Below are 19,875 nucleotides of genomic sequence, written 5' to 3'. Positions count from 1 at the left end.
CTCAGGGAAACAGATTTGGACATTGATTATCTGAGTGCTTTTATTGCCCTGGCAGACTCCCTGTCTGAGCACAAGGAGCCAGCTGCTCTGTAACATCAGATCTTAGCTTTCATGATCAGCGCGTCTTCGCGGCCGTTAGCACTGACACTGCTGTCGGCCCGGTAATAGTCTTGCCGGCGACTGACCAGCTCGAAACCACTGGCCAGGTATAACTGACTGGCCCTGGTATTGCCGGCCCGCACTTCGAGCCAGATGTCCTGCCCGCCATCTGCTTGGGCGGCAGTCACAAACGCCGCCAGCAACTGACGGCCCAGCCCTTGTCCCTGCCACTCAGGATCAACCGCAATATTAAACAGGCTCACTTCACCGGCCACGGACTGGCCAAAACAGTAGCCCGCCACTTTGCCGTCAACCCGCATCACCAGATTCAGGGCGATACGGGACGGCGTTTCTCTGATCTGGCTTTCTGTCCAGGGAAACGGGTGCGCACGTTGCTCGATCGCCCACACCTCATCAAGGTGCGCTGCTGTCATAGGCAGGAATTCAATCATTGAAGGCACAGATCTGCTGCCACAATGCTTTCTTGCTGGCGGGGTTATCATGCATCTGACGCAGTGACGCTGAGTGCAGTACCTGGCAATCGGACGGCTCAACGCCCTGACAACCGGCGAACCAGCACCAGGTCAGATGATGCTCACCCAGCTCAGACAAGGCGTGTGGCGGCAGAGTCAATGCCTGCTCCGGGGTCAGCTTCATGCTGCGCAGAATATTGCCGAACAACCAGGCATCGTGTTCATCCATCTCATCCGCGGTCACAAACAGCAATTGACAGGATTCAGGTAAATCAATCACAGACTGAACCCAGTCAGGAAAACACTCAGGCTTTCTGATTTGCCAGTTGGTCAGTCCCATTTCCTGCAATAGCTGCATGTCTCTTTGTTGCATGATGTGTTTACCGCTTTTGATGTTCTGTTAGGCCGGGAGCGCGGAAAATGGGGCGCTGTATTCAACCAGGCCATGATGACCGCTCAGGGTGGATGGCAGCAGTTCCTGAACCATGAAAGCCTCTTCCGGCACCGGCCAGGTGCAGCGCAAGCCGTGCTCCGCCGCCGTGACATAACCGCCTTTACGGTAATAGCTGTGATCCCCCAGCACCACCACCACAGGGTAACCCAGCTCTGCCAGTATTTCTGCACTTTCGCGCATCAGTGTCTGGCCGATCCCCTGCCCGCGGTATTCGGCTTTCACCACTAAGGGTGCCAGCCCTTGCCAGCCTAAGTCCTGCCCGCTGACAGTGACCGGACTGAAAAAGATATGACCAACCACTTCACCTTCATCATTGCATGCCACCAGCGATAACGTCATATGGCCATTTTCACGCAGGGTCATGACCAAATCCGCTTCCGCTTCGGTATCAAATGTGTGTCGCAGCAAGGCATCGATAGTCAGAATGTCCGCCGGCACTTCAGTTCGAATCAGCATAGTTATCCTCGAAGAGACAGTCGTCAGACCGTCATTGAATGTGGCGGGTATCCGCCACATTTAGCCGGCCCTATTTTGCGGCCAGGCCAGTGTGATAACAACCTCTTTCTCGCCAGACACAAAAAAGGATATCAGCACAGATTCATAGTAATGATACCTTCCCTGCCGACACTAGGGCCGTCCGCCTGGAATCAGGCCAGTCAATATTTTGCTGATTCGTATTTGTGTTGCAGACATGCAGATGAAAAATCAATGTCATACCGAGCCAACCGGGCTTTTCTTCTTCTCGCCAATACAATTGCAAATATTAACCGCTGAAATAATCTGCTTTTAAAACATTATTTTAGATTCATACATCTCGTTTACTCCGGCTAGTTTTTTGTAACCGGTGTCAATAAATCCATTTTTTTACATTTCAAATCAAAATTTTCTCATGAAAATAGGATTTTTTGACAATCAGACATTTTCTGACGTTATATTACGGGTACGACTTAGCCAGAAAGGGACATCCGAGCGATGTCAGCAGTAACAGACAATTTCGCCATGCCGACTGAATTCATCAACAATTGGTTTTTTCAACTGACAGGCAATAGCCCATTCCTGTTCGCCATTCTGGACAAGCAACACCACTATGTCGCAGTCAATCAACACTACTGCCAGCTCAGCGGCCTCAGCCGGGAAGAACTGGTGGGGCGCCGTGATAGCGAAATACTCGGTGAAACCTTTTACCACACCCTGCAGCCATACTACGAACGCGCCCTGAACGGCGAATACGTGGAAGGTGATGTGATTCTCAATGAACACAGGCATCACACCTGCCTGTATTTCAGTGTGTCGCCACTGCGCGATGAGAGCGGCGAAGTGACCGGCCTGGCTCTGCATGCGATGGATACTTCTGAACGCTTACACCTTGCCAATGCCGTGGCTGAACGTGAAGACCACTTTAACCAACTCAGCCAGCTGATGTCTGATGGCTGCCTGCTGATCGAAAGAAATCAAGTGTTGTCCGCCAACCCGATGGCCGCTCAGCTGCTGGGCTTTGCTTCTCCGGATGACATGACTGGCGAAGATTTAGGGCAGCTATTAATAGACAGCAGAAACAACCGGCCTTTTGGTGAGCAACTGGCCGGACTGAGCAACGGCAAAGCCTACCATTGCCTGACCAGTCAACGATGTCAGGTGGAAAATGTACTGACACTGACCCTGAAAGACACCCTGGTGGTTGGCTCCCCGGCCAGTCTGGTTGTCCTGAGGCAGCCACAGACACAACAAGTCCAGCCCGAGCAGGTGGAACAGCTGATTCATACCGACCCGCTGACAGGTTTGTATAACCGCCACGGATTCAGCCGTCGCCTGGAGCAGATGATCAACCGACAGACCCCGTTAGTCATGCTGTATCTGGACATAGATAATTTCAAAAACATCAACGATTCCCTGGGCCATCACATTGGCGATCGGGTGCTGCAGGAAATTTCCCAGCGCCTGCGTCAACTGTTGCCGGAGAACGCTGTGATAGGTCACCTGGGAGGGGATGAATTCGGCATTCTGCTGCCCGATCCCATCCATGCTGAAATTGGCGAGCAGGTCTCGAAAAAGATTATTGCCCTGGTGAACCAGCCTTTCGACCTGATGCACTTCAGCAAGCATCTGGCCTGTTCGATCGGGATGGTGAACTACCCGGGCAACGGCAGTGATGCACGTTTGCTGCTGCAGCATGCCGATACCGCTATGTATGAAGCCAAGAATCGCGGGCGTAACCGTCTGGTTACCTTTGACGAGACCATGAACAAAGAAGCACGAATGCGGTTGTGGCTGGAAATTGAACTGCAGAAAGCCTTACAGAACAAAGGGCTGGAAGTCTGGTATCAGCCCAAAGTCAGTGCGAGGGATTTCTCCATTCACGGTGCCGAAGCTCTGGTGCGCTGGAAACACCCGATTGAAGGTTACATCAGCCCGGCCCAGTTTATCCCGGTGGCTGAACGCTCAGGCCTGATCGAACAGCTTGGCCAGGTGGTGATGAAAGAAGTCTTCACCACGGTTAAATACTGGAAAAAACAGGGGCTCCTTCAGGGCCGGGTGGCGATCAACCTGTCACCGCAGCAATTTGGTAATCCCAACCTGATTCAGTATGTCTCAGACTTGCAGCGAGCCACAGGTGTCAACCCGGATGATATCACTTTTGAACTGACCGAAAGTGCCATGCTGGGGGAAAACGAACACACCATACAAATGCTGAACGCCATCAAAAAACTGGGGTTTGCCTTATCGATTGACGATTTTGGGACTGGCTACTCCTCTTTGTCTTACCTGGCCCGATTCCCGCTGGACGAGCTCAAAATCGACCGGGCATTTATCAAAGATCTGGAAACCGTGCCTAAGCAGCTGACCCTGATCGAAAACATTATCAATCTGGGTAAGTCGCTGAATATGAGTGTCGTCGCTGAAGGTGTGGAAACGCGCCAGCAAGCCGCCCTGCTATCCAATCTCAATTGCGATTTCATACAGGGCTTTCACTTTTTCCGCCCGCTGCCGAAGCATGATCTGGAAACCATACTGATGAAAAACTTCCGCGGCAGATTTTAGGCCTGATGCACAGTCATCCCCCCTGCTGTGCGACAATCTCTTCTGTCCTGCGCAGCAGGTAATCCTTAAACGCCTGACAGCGAGCAGGCATTGGATGCCTGGGGCGAAAGTACAGATTGATATCAAACTGGCTGGCAACATAATCAGTCAGTAGCACAGTTAATGCCCCTGACGCCAGAGCGTCCTTAATCACAGAATGCGGCAAATAGGCCACACCGGCGCCTCTGATTGCCATATCGCGCAGTATCTCACTGTTATCACATTCCAGCGCATCGCTGATAGCCACAGCGCGGTTAATGCCATTTAACCGGAAATACCAGCGATTACCTCCAACCAGTGAACTGGCATAAAGGCAGCGGTGATCTCTTAAATCTTCCGGTTCCGTTGGTCTGCCGCACCGTGCCAGATAGCCTGGCGACGCGCAGGCGTATAACGGCTCACTGAGCAACAACCGGCGGATCAGCAAAGAGTCTTTCTCTTCCGTTTCCCGGTTGGTCGCTTTGGCCCGGATAATAAAATCCACATGTAACGGATCAGTCTCCCCTGCTTCAATAAACAAGCGAAAGTTCACCTGGGGATGCATTTCCATGTATTCCGCTATGATTTCACGCAGATAATAACTGGCGTACAGCGGTGTCGATGAGATACTGATAATGCCCCGCTGTTCATCTGCCATACTGCCCACTTCAGCGCAGATGGTATCAATTTCCGGCAACAGAGAAGAAAAACGGCGATACAGCATTTCTCCGGCATCCGTCGGTACGAGTTGGCGGGTACTGCGTTTGATCAGCTCGACGGCCATCAGCCCTTCCAGCTCCTTTACCCACCGGCTGGCCGCCGCCGCGGAAATGCCCCACACCTCCGCAGCCTCGCGAAACGAGCCATGCTGGATAACGGAACAAAAAAACACGATTTTATCTAATTGTTGCTGGCGAGGATTAATCCCGACCAGTGACTGGGTCATAGCACATTCCTTATGGTTTGAACGCCCGCCCGACCATGCTTTTCAGGCATGGGCCGGGAGCAATGAGCTTCAATAATGCCTGCGCAATCCTGGCTGCACTAACACCGGCACCTCGTCTTACAGCTCGCTTCACAGTCTTATGATCCACATCCGGCGATTTAAACGGTTTTGTGCCCAAACTGAGGAGAAAAAATCTCTGCTGACATCAAAGTCAGACCGGGATCAATCACAGGAGTGAATGACATGTGCGCCAGAATATCACGCTCAAGATCCACGCCTGGCGCAATTTCTTCCAGCACCAGACCTTGCGGTTCAAGCCGGAACACGGCACGTTCAGTAATATAGCGCACCGGTTGTCTGGTCTGGATGGCCCGTGAAGCGGAAAACGTAATTTGTTCCGCTGTCTCAACAAACTTACTCTGGCGGCCTTCCTGCAGAATATGCAGCGCTCCGTTCCTGACGGCGATCTCTAACCCAGCAGCTGTAAAAGTGCCACAGAAAAACAAAGATTTAGCATGCTGACTGATGTTGATGAAACCACCACAGCCCGGCAGTTTATCCCCAAAGCGGGACACATTGATATCGCCGCGGGCAGAACACTGTGCCAGGCCGAGAAAGGCCTGATCGATCCCGCCGCCATCATAAAAATCGAACATCTGATCCTGAGTAATGATGGCCTGCGGGTGTCTGCTGGCACCAAAATCCAGCCCGCTGGCCGGCAGACCGCCGATAGCGCCGGGCTCGACGGTAAGAGTCATGGTATCAAGGATGCCCAGCTTGCCGGCAACAATTGCAATGTACTCCGGCACGCCAATCCCCAGATTCAGTACAGCGCCGGGCGTCAGCTCCTGCACGGCGCGGCGGGCAATAAGGGTTTTGGCATCCAGTTGTTCCGGCAGACTATCCCGGTGCGCTACCTGATGTTCGCCTGAACCTGCCCGTCCGACAAAATCGGGATTGAAACGGGTGGCAAAGGTCTGCATGTGTTCCGCTTCATCATGGCAAAGCACAATAGCGTCGACAAAAATACCCGGAATTTTGATGCTATGAGGATCGAGTGTACCGGCCGGCACCAGCCGTTTGACCTGCACGACCACTTTGCCGCCCTGATTACGGGCTGCCTGCGCTGCGGCCAGATTTTCCACCACCAGACACTCATCTTCCATCGTGATATTGCCGTTTTCATCTGCCGTTGTGCCGCGCAAAATAGCCATATCCACCGGCAGGCGACGGTAAAACAGGTACTCTTCGCCGTTGATCTCCAGCACAGACACCAGATCGTCGCGGGTTATCGCATTAATCTTGCCGCCTTCAAGCCGGGGATCGACAAAGGTTCCCAGCCCGGTTGTTGTCACTGTCCCGGGCTTTCCGGCTGCCGTATCGCGCAAGAGGTGTGAAATCACCCCCTGGGGCAGGTTGTACGCCTCAATCTCATTGCTCAGGGCCAGCTTTTGCAGGTCGGGCACCAGGCCCCAGTGGCCGCCAATCACCCGCTTAACCATACCCGGTCTGGCCAGATGATTCGCCGCCCGTCCTTGTCCGTCTCCCTGACCGGCTGCAAAGATCAATGTCAGATCGCGGGGTGAGGTTTCACTGTCGTAGCGTTCACCCAAGGCCCTGATGATCGACTCTGGTACCACGGAACCGATAAATCCCCCCAGCATGACGGACTGCCCGTCGGTGATCCATGCCGCGGCTTCTTCAGCCGTAAGTTGGGTAACTGCCATGCGCAACTTCCTTTTACCGTGCAATTGCCTGAAGTGTATGAATCCCATCCCCTTGCTTTAATAGCTACAGATGAAATTGTGTTTTTCGAAACTGGCCACAACCAGCCACAAACACGTGATAACATATTGAAATTAATAAAAAATATCATTATCAATTAAAACAGGGGCTGCGATTTACACCTGGTATAGCATGATGCGGCTCGCACTTTACCACTGAATATAAAAATTGGACCGACCAGTGATGTTTTCAATCACGACTGAGAGGTCTAGGATGTTAACGACCTGTTACAACTATAACCATGAAACGGAGAGAGAATATGGATGTTGCCGTGATACTGCTCACGCTTGTGGGTTTGATGTACTTTGCCTACCGAGGCGTGTCAGTTCTGATCCTCGCCCCCATTTTAGCCATGGCCGCTGCACTGCTTACCAGCGATTTCCCTTTTTTGTATGCACTGTCTAATGTCTTCATGCCCGCCGCAGCCAATTACATCAAACTGTACTTCCCCATCTTCATCGCCGGGGCTATCTTTGGCAAACTGATGGGCGCATCGGGTGCTGCCCGTGCTTTATCACGTTTTATCATTCAGCATCTGGGTACCAAACACGCGATATTGTCTGTCGTGCTGGCGACCGCGTTGCTGACGTACGGCGGCGTGTCACTCTTTGTGGTGGTCTTTGCCATGTATCCGATTGGTGCAGCCACTTTCCGCGCGGCCGGTATTCCTAAGCGCCTGCTGCCTGCGGCGATCACTCTGGGTGCTTTCACCTTTACCATGACGGCGCTGCCGGGCACGCCGCAGTACCTGAACACCATGCCAACCATACCGTTCGGCACCACTATTTACGCGGCACCGGCCTTGGGCTTGCTGGCCGGAACTATGATGCTGGTGCTGGGAGTATTGTGGATCAAATACCGCGCCCAGAAGGCCATTGCGGCTGGTGAAAATTATGGCGACCATGATGAAAGTGATAAAGATCTGGATGACAGCGCCGCAACACCGAGCGTCTTGATGGCACTGGTTCCGATTCTGATGGTATTTGTCATCAACTTTGTACTGACCAATATTTACTTCAAATCACCTGCTGTGATTGCCGAATATGAAACACTGGATACGCGGATCAACGGCACCTGGCCTGTGATTATCGCGCTGGCTGTCGCCATTATCTTCATGCTGGTGAGCTATCGTCGCTATCTGTTTGATACCAACAAACACGTCTTCGACGGTTCGGTGGGCTCTCTGCTGCCCATTTTCAACACGGCTTCTGAGGTAGGCTATGGTGCTGTGATTACCGCCCTGTCGGCCTTTGTGATTATCAAAGCCGGTATTGCCGCCATTGATATTCCGGATCTGTTCAAAGTGGCGCTCACCTCGACCAGTCTTGCCGGTATTATTGGCTCGTCGTCCGGCGGGACAGGTATGGTGCTGGCTCTGCTGGGCAATGATTTTCTGAGTACCGGGATTAACCCTGAAGTGCTGCATCGCGTGGTCTTGCTGGCCGCTGGCGGGCTGGATACACTGCCGCACTGTGGTGCTGTGATTACTTTGCTGGCGGTTTGTCGCCTGACTCACAGACAGAGCTATGGGGATATTGCCGTGGTGACTATGGCGATTCCGCTGATGGCGGCCTTTACTGTCATAGTGGTACACCTCAGTACCGGTCTGGTCTGACAGGCTCGGATCAACAACGCCCCGATTAATGCGGGGCGTTGTTATTAGCCGGTATTCTGGATTATTTTACGCTGTTATTCGCTGCGACAAGGCTGAATATAGATGGCATCTGACGGAAAACGGCCATCCTGGCTGGGATGCTGGCGATGTAATCGACACAAATCCTGAAAAATGCTGATCGCTGTGACTGTAAATGCTTCTGCCTGCCAGCTATCATCCTGCTTGATCTCAATCATCACTTTGTCGCCCTGGCTGACATGCTCAGGTAAGCGAATGTCGTAGGTATGGCTGAATGCCAGCAACCAGTAATTATCGACAGTCACCAGGCGGCCTTCGCCCGGCGTGGATACCGAATAAACATAGTCGAGCTGCTGTGCTTTGGCTACGCTGACCGCCACCATTGCCATTAACGTGAAAGCGACATAAAGCCTGAACATAACCGCCACCTGCAAAGCACTCTTTCTAACACTATAGTGATTGCAGCTGGTCGGTATTTTCTTAACTCAGCGACAGAGCGGCTTAAAGTTCATCGCCTATGTCGCCGCTGGTATCGGCTTCACCCTGCAAACTCGCCAGTAAACGATTGAGCTCCAGAGTCGCAAACCTGTGCTCAACAAACTCGTAGACATTGCCGGCTAAAGCCAGTTTATACAGCTGAACAGCTTCCGCATACTGGTTGTTATGCTGATAACGCTTGGCCATATAGAAGTAGCTCTCGGTCAAACGCTCCGCCATCTGCTCATTGGTTTCACTGTCTTTCACTATGCCATCGAGAAGCTGTTGTTCCGATTCGCCGCCAAGCAGCATACCGGCAATGTTCCAGCCCCAGTCTTCGCGCTCTGCCTGGTCAAACCGGTTCTGCAGATTTTGTTTGGCTTTGTCCGGCTCTGATTCCAGCTCAACCATATACAGCCAGATAGCACGGTAAGGATCATTGGGATCCTGCTGATAATGCGCCAGTAAATCCTGTTTGGCTAAGTCAAACCGACCGCCATAATACAACGCGATACCGCGGTTTCGCTGTGCAAACGGATGGCTGATATCCAGTTCCAGTGCAGAGTCAAAGGCCTCGTAGGCCGCGTCAAAATGCGCACTCTGCGTAAAATACACCCCAAGAATATTAAAAATATCAGGCTGTGCGGGGTACAGAGACAGCGACTGGTTAAAGTCCAGTCGGGCCAGATCACGCAGGCCAATGCCATCATGAAGCAGCCCGCGCTCATAGTAGATCTGCGAACGGGTTTCATCGTTCAGATCACTGCGTCCCAATAGCTGATCAATACGTGCTAACTGGATTTGTTGCTGTATGGTTGGCTGCAGCGGGACCGCAATCAGCGGTTGCTCCCAGCTGGAATAGGTACTCGTAGAACACCCTGCCAACATAACGGCCATCGCAATGGCTACGTACTTACACCTCTTTGCAAACAATGCCATTCTCCCCTGCCCGTGCGAACCCGTTGCCGCTCATCAACACTTGATGAGCCAAAGGTAGCGATTCGGTTTTGATAGTTCATTGGTATAAAAAAGGGGCTGTCACAGCCCCACTTTTATTACGTAATGAAGACAGGCTTATCCAGATGGATTAAGCATCTTCACCAGCGGCTGGTGCCTGCTCAGGTTGTGCTTCCTTCATGCTCAGACGGATGCGGCCCTGACGGTCGATTTCCAGTACTTTGACCTGTACTTCCTGACCCATTTGCAGGTAATCAGAAACCTTCTCAACACGCTCCTGAGCGATTTGAGAAATGTGTACCAGACCTTCTTTTGTACCGATAACAGAAACAAAAGCACCAAAATCAACAATTCGCACTACTTTACCAGTATAGATGCGGCCAACTTCAACGTCTGCGGTGATTTCTTCGATACGGCGAATCGCTTCTTTCGCAGCAGTCCCTTCGGTGGCTGCAATTTTCACTGTACCGTCGTCTTCGATTTCAATCGTTGTACCGGTTTCTTCGGTCAGCTGACGAATTACCGCACCACCTTTACCGATCACATCTTTGATCTTCTCTGGGTTGATCTTCATGGTGTGAATACGAGGAGCAAACTGAGAAATGTCATCGCGAGCAGTGCTGATAGCCTGATCCATCACACCCAGGATGTGAATACGGGCGCCTTTAGCCTGGTTCAGAGCAATCTGCATGATCTCTTTGGTAATACCTTCGATCTTGATATCCATCTGCAGTGCAGTAATACCGTCGTTAGTACCGGCCACTTTGAAGTCCATGTCACCCAGGTGATCTTCATCGCCCAGAATGTCAGACAGAACCACGAAATCGTCGCCTTCTTTCACCAGACCCATAGCGATACCCGCTACAGAGGCTTTGATTGGCACACCGGCGTCCATCAGAGCCAGAGAGGTACCACAGACAGAGGCCATAGAAGACGAACCGTTTGATTCAGTGATCTCAGACACTACACGTACAGTGTACGGGAACTCGTCAACTGATGGCATTACCGCTTTGATACCGCGCTTAGCCAGTTTACCGTGGCCGATTTCACGACGCTTAGGCGAACCCACAAAGCCAGTTTCACCTACACAGTATGGAGGGAAGTTGTAGTGCAGCAGGAAGTGTTCTTTACGCTCACCGGTCAGCTCGTCCAGGATCTGCGCGTCACGCTGGGTACCCAGAGTGGCAGAAACCAGCGCCTGCGTTTCACCACGGGTAAACAGTGATGAACCGTGAGTACGTGGCAGTACACCAGTACGAACGTCCAGAGCACGAACCATGTCTTTTTCACGGCCATCAATACGCGGGTTACCGGCAATGATGCGGCTGCGAACCACGTTCTTCTCCAGAGAGCCCAGCATGTCGCGGATTTCGCGCTCATCCAGTGCGGCATCTTCTGCCAGCAGTTCAGCTACCACGTCAGCTTTGATGGCACCCACTTTCTCGTAACGCGCCATTTTTTCAGTGATTTGGTAAGCATCTGTCAGACGACCTTCTGCTTTTTCAGCCACGCGTGCTTTCAGTTCGGTGTTAACGGCCGGAGCCACCCAATCCCACGCCGGGGTTGCCACTTCTGCAGCGAATTCTTTGATGGCATTGATCACAGTTTGTTGCTGGTCATGACCAAAAACAACGGCTTGCAGCATTTGCTCTTCAGTCAGACGGTCTGCTTCTGATTCAACCATCAGCACTGCGTTATCTGTACCGGCAACAACCAGATCCAAACGGCTCTCAGCCAGTTCTTTGTTGCTTGGGTTCAGCACAAGCTGGTCATTGATGTAACCCACACGGGCTGCACCGATTGGACCGTTGAAAGGAATACCTGAGATAGCCAGAGCGGCAGAGGTACCAATCATGGTCACGATATCTGGGTTAACGTCCGGGTTAACAGAAACCACAGTCGCAATCACCTGCACTTCGTTTTTGAACGCATCAGGGAACAGCGGACGGATTGGACGGTCAACCAGACGGGCCGTCAGGGTTTCATTTTCAGAAGGACGGCCTTCACGTTTGAAGAAACCACCCGGGATTTTACCGGCAGCGTAAGTACGCTCCTGGTAGTTAACAGTCAGAGGGAAAAAGTCCTGGCCTTCTACCGCTTCTTTTTTGCCCACAACAGAAACGAAGACGGAAGTGTCATCCATGCTAGCCATTACAGCGGCAGTAGCCTGACGCGCCATCACACCGGTTTCCAGTGTTACGGTATGGTTGCCGTACTGGAAGGTTTTAACGATAGGATTCACGTGAATTTCCTTAAAATATTGATCTGCTTTTCTATTTGCGTCTGTAAGTATATCCGACACAGCAAAAAGCGTCATGTGAAGTGGGGTACTTTAAGCACATTTCACGCATCGCGACTAATGGCAAAAGCCGATTTGGGCAGCCTCTGTCAATAGCCGCGACCTCTAGGTCGACGAAAACGACTCGTGAACGCTATTCAGTACCGTTTTAAAACAACTTTCCAGTCAGAGATTGGCATCTCCGACCGACAGATGCAAAAAAGAAAGGAGCCAATCGGCTCCTTTCTTCCAGCAATCTTAGCGACGCAGACCCAGACGCTCGATCAGAGACTGGTAACGACCCAGATCTTTGCCTTTCAGGTAGTCCAGCAGCTTACGACGACGAGAAACCATGCGCAGCAGACCACGACGGCTGTGGTGATCGCCTTTGTGCTCTGCAAAGTGACCTTGCAGGTGGTTGATCTGTGCAGTCAGCAGTGCAACCTGAACTTCAGGTGAACCCGTGTCGTTTGCGCCTTGCGCGTATTCAGCAACGATAGTTGCTTTAGTTTCTGCATTCAGAGACATAACTCATTCCTAATACAAAATAGTAAAATTTGTGCCAGCCAATCTCTGATTCAGCCGACACCCGAGCCGCGAATTATACGCACCTGTCCGGAAGGCCGCAAGCGGAATATGATTCACCTGACAGGCCGCTGAGCGGCTTATTTCTCTTGGTCAGCCTGGTCCCGATTGGCCAGCACACGCTTAGGCGCCACCATGTTCTCGGCATTGATTTCACCCACACCGATGAAATCACGTTGCTCACCGGCTGTCAGCCTAACCAAGGTGCCGGCATCAGGCACACGACCGGCCTGGACTGGTTGGCCATTGAGCACATAACTGGCGACACCCGGCAGTAAGTTCACTTCCGGTAAATCCTGTACTGCCGAGTCGGTTGGCAACAGCAGCGGATCCAGCAGCTCTTTCGGCTGAATATCCTGCTCTCTGGCCTGCTCCAGCAGCGCTTCGAGCTGCTCTAGCGTGACCATTTTGTCCAACGGGTACTTAGAGACACCGATACGGCGCAGATAAGTGACATGCGCTCCGCAGCCCAGCATCTCACCCAGATCATCAACGATAGTGCGGATATAGGTGCCTTTGGAGCAATGGACTTCCATCTCAACTTCGTTGTCGCTAAAGCGCAGCAGTGAGATTTCATACACTGTGATATCGCGGGCCTCACGAGGTACTTCTTTGCCTTCACGGGCATATTCGTACAACGGGCGTCCCTGATATTTCAGCGCCGAAAACATAGACGGAATTTGCTTGGTTGTACCGCGAAACTTGGCAATACAGCGCTCCAGCAGACCACGGTCTACCTTCACTTCTCGGGTTTCGACCACTTCGCCATCCGAATCCGAGGTATTGGTACGCTCGCCCAGCTTGGCGATGACCCGATAACGCTTATCGGAATCCAGCAAGAACTGGGAAAACTTGGTCGCTTCCCCCAGGCAGATTGGCAGCATACCCGTCGCAAGCGGATCCAAAGCGCCGGTGTGGCCTGCTTTTTCCGCAAAAAAGAGACGTTTTACTTTTTGCAGGGCATCATTTGATGTGATGCCGCCCGGCTTATCCAGCAGCAGAACACCGTCTACCGGACGCCCTTTACGACGACGCGCCATTAGTTATCCTCACCTTCGTCCTTAGGTTCGTCAACGCGGCGTGCTTCGTCATCACGAACAACCTTGCTTACCAGGTTGGAGATGCGCATGCCTTCGGTCAGCGACTGGTCAAAAATAAAGTTCAACTCAGGTGTCACTCGCAGACGGATTTGCTTACCCAGCAGCGAACGAATGTAAGGTGCCATTTCGCGCAACGCTTCCAGGCTGTCTTCCGGTGTTTGTTCACCGATAGTCAGGAAGGTGACATACACTTTGGCGTATCCCATATCTCGGGAGACTTCCACACTGGAAATTGTCGCCATGCCAATACGGGGATCTTTAATTTCGCGTTGCAGAATCACTGCCAGCTCTTTTTGCAGCTGCTGAGCAACACGTTGTGTACGGCTGAATTCTTTAGCCATTTGATTCTCTCTCTAAAAGTCGGCCGCCTACCTCGACACAAAGGGGAGCCGAAGCTCCCCAGTGTTCATTCCAGGTCAGCGAGCAACCTGATTAATCCAGCGTACGCTGAATTTCAACGATTTCGAAAACTTCAATCTGGTCACCAACGCGAACATCATTGTAGTTCTTCACGCCGATACCACACTCGTAACCGTTCTTCACTTCTTGTACGTCATCTTTAAAGCGACGCAGTGATTCCAGTTCACCTTCGTAAATAACAATGTTATCACGCAGGACACGAATTGGGTTGTTACGCTTGATGGTACCTTCGGTAACCATACAACCGGCAATCGCACCCAGTTTCGGTGATTTGAACACATCACGTACTTCAGCCAGACCGATGATTTCCTGCTTGAACTCAGGAGACAGCATGCCGCCCATCGCTGCTTTCACTTCATCAATCAGCTGATAGATGATGGAATAGTAGCGCAGATCCAGGTTCTCAGCTTCGATGGTCTTACGGGCAGACGCATCCGCACGGACGTTGAAGCCCAGCAGAATCGCGTTAGACGCGGCAGCCAGTACGGCGTCAGTTTCAGTGATACCACCTACGCCGGAACCGACGATGTTCACTTTCACTTCTTCCGTTGACAGCTTACGCAGTGAATCGGCAATCGCTTCCACAGAACCCTGTACATCGGCTTTCAGTACAACATTCAGTTCAGCCACTTCACCTGCAGTCATGTTAGAGAACATGTTCTCCAGCTTGGCTTTCTGCTGGCGAGCCAGTTTCACATCGCGGAACTTACCTTGACGGTAGAGTGCCACTTCGCGCGCTTTACGCTCATCACGGACAACAGTCGCTTCGTCACCCGAAGACGGTACACCAGACAGACCCAGAATCTCAACCGGGATAGACGGACCCGCTTCTTCAATGTCACGACCCAGCTCATCACGCATAGCACGTACGCGACCATATTCCAGGCCACACAGTACGATGTCGCCTTTGCGCAGCGTACCTTCCTGAACCAGCACAGTCGCAACCGGACCACGGCCTTTATCCAGGCGGGATTCAACCACCACACCTTTCGCCATGCCTTCAGAAACGGCTTTCAGTTCCAGAACTTCTGCTTGCAGCAGAATTGCTTCCAGCAGACCATCGATGTTCGTACCCTGTTTGGCAGAGATATGAACAAACATGTTCTCGCCGCCCCACTCTTCCGGCATCACGTCGTACTGGGCCAGCTCGTTCTTCACGTTGTCTGGGTTAGCATCTTCTTTATCGATCTTGTTCACAGCAACGATCAGCGGTACACCTGCCGCTTTCGCGTGCTGGATCGCTTCAATCGTCTGTGGCATCACGCCATCGTCTGCGGCAACCACCAGGACAACGATATCCGTCGCCTGTGCACCACGGGCACGCATAGCGGTAAACGCGGCGTGTCCAGGGGTATCCAGGAAGGTGATCATACCGTTATCGGTTTCAACGTGGTATGCACCAATGTGCTGAGTAATACCACCGGCTTCGCCTGCCGCAACGTGCGCTTTACGGATGTAATCCAGGGTAGATGTTTTACCGTGGTCAACGTGACCCATGATAGTCACAACCGGAGCACGAGGGACAACAGTCAGATTCTCGTCGCGATCAGACAGTACGGCTTCTTCCAGCTCGTTCTCTTTACGCAGGATAACCTTGTGGCCCATTTCTTCAGCAACCAGCTGTGCGGTTTCCTGATCGATAACCTGGTTGATCGTGGCCATAGCGCCAAGCTTCATCATCACTTTGATAACTTCAGCCGCTTTCACCGCCATCTTGTTAGCCAGTTCAGCAACAACGATGGTTTCACCGATAACAACATCGGCTTTGGCAACAGTGGCTGTTTTATCGAAGCCATGACGCATTGACGTAGGCTTGCTCATTTGCTGCTTGCCACGACCACGCTGGTTACGTCCACCTCGTTGAGGCATCGCACGTTCACGCGGCTCATCACCCTTAGGACCGCTGGCGGCTTTTTTCTTTTTAGCACGGCGACGAGATTCTTCCTCGCGACGGTCTTGTTCATCTTCCGCCGCACGGGCATGGGTAGAAGTAGTCGTGTGGTAGTCTGATTGTTCCATAGCACCTGTTTCCTGGTCCTTTTTCGACCAGTTCTTTTCATTGATTTCTGCCATTTTGCGTGCCTCTTCTAGCTGACGCTGACTGTCTTCCTCGGCTTTACGCTTGGCTTCCTCTTCCCGGCGGCGTTGCAGTTCTTCAGCTTCTTTCTTAGTAGCCTGTTGCTCAGCGGCACGCTTCGCTTTCTCTTCTGCCTGACGTGGATTGGCATCCACTGCATCACGATTAGCTTGCTTCTCTGACTGCTGGGCTTTCTCTTCTGTTAAGCGTTTTTCTTCCGCTTCACGCTGAGCTTTTTCTTCAGCTTCACGTTTAGCCCGCTCTTCTGCTTCGCGTTTCGCTGCTTCTTCTGCAGCACGCTTGGCTTCCTCTTCAGCCTTGCGCGCTTCTTCAGCACGCTGCTCTTCTTCAAGGGCTGAGCGCTTGACATAGGTGCGTTTTTTACGCACCTCTACTTGAATGTTTTTACTCTTTCCGCCTGTACCCGATACACTCAGCGTGCTACGGGTCTTACGTTGCAGAGTCAGGCGGGTCGGTGCCTCGTCAGTGTTACCACCGTGTTCTTTCTTCAGGTGGCTCAACAGAGACTCTTTTTCCTGTTGGTTGACACTGTCTTCAGCTTTTTTGCTGATGCCAGCATCGGCAAACTGTTGAAGCAAACGATCAATCGGGGTACCGATTTCTTCGGCAAGTGCCTTAATTGAAACCTCTGACATGCTGCTCCTCCCTTGCTAATTAATTATGCTTCGTCGCTGAACCAGCAGATATTACGGGCAGCCATGATCAATTCACCCGCGCTGGTTTCATTCAGGCCTTCGATGTCCAGTAGGTCATCAGTACCTTGGTCAGCCAGATCTTCCAGCGTACAGATACCTTTAGCGGCCAGTTTGAATGCCAGTTCGCGTTCCATACCATCCAGGCTCAGCAGGTCTTCGGCAGGCTCAACCCCATCCAAAGACTCTTCCTGCGCAAGGGCAATAGTGGTCAGTGCTTCTTTCGCACGGTTACGCAATTCGTTAACCGTATCTTCGTCCAGGCCGTCAATTGACATTAATTCCTGAACAGGTACATAGGCTACTTCTTCCAGGCTGGTAAAGCCTTCTTCAACCAGGACAATCGAGAATTCTTCATCGATTTCCAGGTACTTGACAAACAGATCAATCGACGCCTGCGCTTCGGCCTGGTGCTTTTTCTGCAGATCTTCCACAGTCATCACATTCAGTTCCCAGCCGGTCAGGACAGATGCCAGTCGAACGTTCTGACCGCTACGACCAATGGCCTGCGCCAGATTGTCTTTCTCAACCGCGATATCCATGGTGTGGTTGTCTTCATCAACGATGATAGAGCTTACCTCAGCCGGTGCCATGGCATTGATAACGTACTGAGCGGCGTTTTCGTCCCACAGTACGATATCGATACGTTCACCACCCAGCTCACCGGATACCGCCTGAACACGCGCACCACGCATACCAACACAAGCGCCGACAGGGTCGATACGTTTGTCATTGGTTTTCACTGCAATCTTGGCACGAGAGCCAGGATCACGGGCAGCGCCCATCAGTTCAATCATCTCTTCACCGATTTCCGGTACTTCGATGCGGAACAATTCAGACAGCATTTCAGGCTTAGAACGAGTCATGAACAACTGGAAACCACGCGCTTCAGGGCGCACAGCATACAGCAGACCACGTACGCGGTCACCTGGACGGAAGTTTTCACGTGGCAGCTGATCTTCACGCAGAATCACAGCTTCAGCGTTGTTACCCAGATCAACAATAATGGCATCGCGGTTTACTTTCTTCACCACGCCTGTGATCAGCTCACCTTCATTATCGATAAACTGTTCAACGATCTGCGCACGCTCAGCTTCACGCACTTTCTGTACGATAACCTGTTTGGCCGTTTGCGTCGTGATGCGGTCAAAGGTCACAGAATCAATCTGCTCTTCAACATAATCACCCAGCTCAACAGTTTCATCGTCATACTGCGCGGCTTCCAGAGTAATTTCCAGAGTTGGCGCCGTTACTTCGTCCACAGCTTTCCAGCGACGGTAAGTATCGAAGTCGCCCGTTTTACGATCAATCGCAACGCGCACGTCAATTTCAGCTTCGTACTTTTTCTTTGTTGCTGTTGCCAGTGCAATCTCCAATGCTTCGAAGATACGCTCACGCGGAACAGCTTTCTCGTTGGATACCGCTTCAACGACAGCCAAGATTTCTTTGTTCATTTCTAATGCCCCAATTTAGCGGTTAGAATTTTGGAACCAGGTTGGCTTTGGCAATATTGCTAAGCGCAAAGGTTTCTTCATCGCCTTTCACGTTCAACGTGACTAGCTCACCGTCAACGGCAACAATGTCACCTTTCCACTTACGGCGATTACTCATCGCCATTTTCAGGACCAGGCTGACCTCGTGGCCAATAAACTGCTCATAATGTGCCGCTCTGAACAGCGGACGATCCAGACCCGGGGAAGAAACCTCCAGGTTATAAGCAACAGTAATAGGATCTTCAACATCCATCACTGCACTGATCTGACGGCTCACATCGGCACAATCATCGACTGTGATACCGTTCTCGTGGTCAATGAACACACGCAATGTGGAATGTTCACCCGCACGAATAAACTCCAGACCCACCAGTTCATAGCCCAAGGCAGTAACTGGCGCTTCCAGTAGTTCAGTTAGTTGCATCTCTAAAGCGGTCAAGACAACCCCCTGGAAACAAAAAAAGGGCATTAAAGCCCAGTAGATACCTGAATGGTCATGTTTCAGATAATAAAAAACCCCGAATTACGGGGTTTATTATCTCTGGACCCTGATAGCTAAAACCTCTTAAAGGTTATAGCAGAAAAACGAAATCGATTCTGTTCCGGGAATCGTCGTCTTTCAAAACTCGGTTATGGTGCCGGTTTAATCTGGGCGGCAATCCATCGATGGCCTGAGAAAATAACTCAAACCTTCGTCCAAGTTGGTTGCGGGGGCCGGATTTGAACCGACGACCTTCGGGTTATGAGCCCGACGAGCTACCAAGCTGCTCCACCCCGCGTCCGTAATTCTGAGAGCGATTATATCCCTCAGTGGTTACTCTTTCAAGTAACGGAAACAATGGTGCCGAGAAGGGGACTTGAACCCCTACACCTTACGGCACTAGCACCTCATGCTAGCGTGTCTACCAATTTCACCATCTCGGCAAATCTGTTAATTACTGAGGAATATCGCTATTTACAGGCGCTTGCTCAGTTGTATCAACAGCTTGTTCTTGCTGTGCTGGGGCACTTAAGTTTTCCCAGCCACTTGTTGCATCCGCTTGTTTTGCGCTTAAATTGCCCAGAACCAAGCTGATCACAAAAAATACAGTTGCAAAAATTGCAGTCATTCGGGTTAAAAAATTACCAGAGCCGCTGGCACCGAACAAAGTTCCTGATGCACCAGCCCCGAATGAGGCTCCCATATCTGCGCCTTTACCCTGTTGAACCAGAACCAGGCCAATTACACCAAGCGCAGCCAACAGATAAATCACAAGTAGAATTTCGTACATGGGTTCCACCTATGTTCCATAGTGTTGTGCCGGCTTTGCAACAGCAGTGCCAGCGCA

The 19,875-nt window shown here is 51.7% G+C and carries 17 protein-coding genes and 2 tRNA genes; 2 read left to right on the top strand and 17 right to left on the bottom strand.

Features of this window, described 5'->3' with window-relative positions; translation table 11 throughout:
* Positions 1–95 precede the first annotated feature (95 nt).
* The 3 genes from rimI to P0Y67_RS03410 are packed head-to-tail and all read right to left on the bottom strand — an operon-like array spanning position 96 to position 1,482.
* Positions 96–551: a ribosomal protein S18-alanine N-acetyltransferase gene (rimI, locus tag P0Y67_RS03420; protein WP_342390751.1), complete on the bottom strand. Its 456-nt coding sequence runs from the start codon at positions 549–551 to the stop codon at positions 96–98.
* On the bottom strand, positions 544–945 hold the full coding sequence (locus tag P0Y67_RS03415) for a DNA polymerase III subunit psi (protein ID WP_342390747.1): 402 nt from the start codon (positions 943–945) through the stop codon (positions 544–546). The genes rimI and P0Y67_RS03415 overlap by 8 nt, the downstream gene beginning before the upstream one ends.
* A 27-nt stretch (positions 946–972) precedes the next feature.
* Positions 973–1,482: a GNAT family N-acetyltransferase gene (locus P0Y67_RS03410; protein ID WP_342390746.1), complete on the bottom strand. Its 510-nt coding sequence runs from the start codon at positions 1,480–1,482 to the stop codon at positions 973–975.
* A 543-nt stretch (positions 1,483–2,025) separates the two neighbouring features.
* On the opposite strand from P0Y67_RS03410, the gene P0Y67_RS03405 reads away from it, so the two are divergent.
* Positions 2,026–4,065, top strand: coding sequence for a putative bifunctional diguanylate cyclase/phosphodiesterase (locus P0Y67_RS03405; protein WP_342390750.1), 2,040 nt, complete (start codon positions 2,026–2,028; stop codon positions 4,063–4,065).
* Positions 4,066–4,078: 13 nt separating this feature from the next.
* On the opposite strand, the gene P0Y67_RS03400 is transcribed toward P0Y67_RS03405, so the two are convergent.
* Both P0Y67_RS03400 and P0Y67_RS03395 read right to left on the bottom strand, forming a co-directional pair.
* Positions 4,079–5,029 carry a LysR family transcriptional regulator gene (locus P0Y67_RS03400; protein WP_342390745.1) on the bottom strand — a complete coding sequence of 317 codons (951 nt, stop codon included), beginning with the start codon at positions 5,027–5,029 and terminating at the stop codon, positions 4,079–4,081.
* Positions 5,030–5,187: 158 nt separating this feature from the next.
* Entirely contained in the window at positions 5,188–6,756 is a 1,569-nt protein-coding gene (locus P0Y67_RS03395; protein ID WP_342390744.1) for an acyl CoA:acetate/3-ketoacid CoA transferase, read from the bottom strand.
* A 317-nt stretch (positions 6,757–7,073) separates the two neighbouring features.
* Here P0Y67_RS03395 and P0Y67_RS03390 point away from each other — a divergent pair, with 317 nt between their 5' ends.
* On the top strand, positions 7,074–8,429 hold the full coding sequence (locus P0Y67_RS03390; RefSeq protein ID WP_342390743.1) for a GntP family permease: 1,356 nt from the start codon (positions 7,074–7,076) through the stop codon (positions 8,427–8,429).
* Between the two features lie 74 nt (positions 8,430–8,503).
* Here P0Y67_RS03390 and P0Y67_RS03385 read toward each other — a convergent pair whose 3' ends face one another.
* The 12 genes from P0Y67_RS03385 to secG form a co-directional block, all read right to left on the bottom strand.
* A complete protein-coding gene (locus P0Y67_RS03385) occupies positions 8,504–8,866 on the bottom strand; it encodes a hypothetical protein (RefSeq protein WP_342390742.1) in 363 nt (120 codons plus the stop codon).
* 82 nt (positions 8,867–8,948) lie between these two features.
* Positions 8,949–9,863, bottom strand: coding sequence for a lipoprotein NlpI (nlpI, locus tag P0Y67_RS03380; protein WP_342390741.1), 915 nt, complete (start codon positions 9,861–9,863; stop codon positions 8,949–8,951).
* A gap of 148 nt (positions 9,864–10,011) precedes the next feature.
* A complete protein-coding gene (gene pnp, locus P0Y67_RS03375; RefSeq protein ID WP_027253064.1) occupies positions 10,012–12,123 on the bottom strand; it encodes a polyribonucleotide nucleotidyltransferase in 2,112 nt (703 codons plus the stop codon).
* A gap of 294 nt (positions 12,124–12,417) precedes the next feature.
* Positions 12,418–12,687, bottom strand: coding sequence for a 30S ribosomal protein S15 (rpsO, locus tag P0Y67_RS03370; protein ID WP_027253065.1), 270 nt, complete (start codon positions 12,685–12,687; stop codon positions 12,418–12,420).
* 137 nt (positions 12,688–12,824) lie between these two features.
* Complete coding sequence (gene truB / locus P0Y67_RS03365) at positions 12,825–13,784, bottom strand: tRNA pseudouridine(55) synthase TruB (protein ID WP_342390740.1); 960 nt, start codon at positions 13,782–13,784, stop codon at positions 12,825–12,827.
* Complete coding sequence (gene rbfA / locus P0Y67_RS03360; RefSeq protein WP_027253067.1) at positions 13,784–14,185, bottom strand: 30S ribosome-binding factor RbfA; 402 nt, start codon at positions 14,183–14,185, stop codon at positions 13,784–13,786. Before rbfA ends, truB begins: the two co-directional genes overlap by 1 nt.
* Positions 14,186–14,276: 91 nt before the next feature.
* Positions 14,277–16,997 carry a translation initiation factor IF-2 gene (gene infB / locus P0Y67_RS03355; protein WP_342390739.1) on the bottom strand — a complete coding sequence of 907 codons (2,721 nt, stop codon included), beginning with the start codon at positions 16,995–16,997 and terminating at the stop codon, positions 14,277–14,279.
* Positions 16,998–17,020: 23 nt separating this feature from the next.
* A complete protein-coding gene (nusA, locus tag P0Y67_RS03350) occupies positions 17,021–18,508 on the bottom strand; it encodes a transcription termination factor NusA (RefSeq protein ID WP_027253069.1) in 1,488 nt (495 codons plus the stop codon).
* Positions 18,509–18,530: 22 nt separating this feature from the next.
* On the bottom strand, positions 18,531–18,986 hold the full coding sequence (gene rimP, locus P0Y67_RS03345) for a ribosome maturation factor RimP (RefSeq protein WP_342390738.1): 456 nt from the start codon (positions 18,984–18,986) through the stop codon (positions 18,531–18,533).
* Between the two features lie 263 nt (positions 18,987–19,249).
* Positions 19,250–19,326: transfer RNA gene (locus P0Y67_RS03340), tRNA-Met, on the bottom strand.
* 60 nt (positions 19,327–19,386) lie between these two features.
* A tRNA-Leu gene (locus P0Y67_RS03335) sits at positions 19,387–19,471 on the bottom strand.
* Between the two features lie 11 nt (positions 19,472–19,482).
* Positions 19,483–19,818: a preprotein translocase subunit SecG gene (gene secG / locus P0Y67_RS03330; RefSeq protein WP_192015583.1), complete on the bottom strand. Its 336-nt coding sequence runs from the start codon at positions 19,816–19,818 to the stop codon at positions 19,483–19,485.
* Positions 19,819–19,875: the final 57 nt, after the last annotated feature.

This window comes from Photobacterium sp. SP02 (assembly GCF_038519165.1).
Classification (GTDB): Bacteria; Pseudomonadota; Gammaproteobacteria; order Enterobacterales; family Vibrionaceae; genus Photobacterium; species Photobacterium halotolerans.
This window is presented reverse-complemented; position numbering and strand designations above follow the sequence as displayed.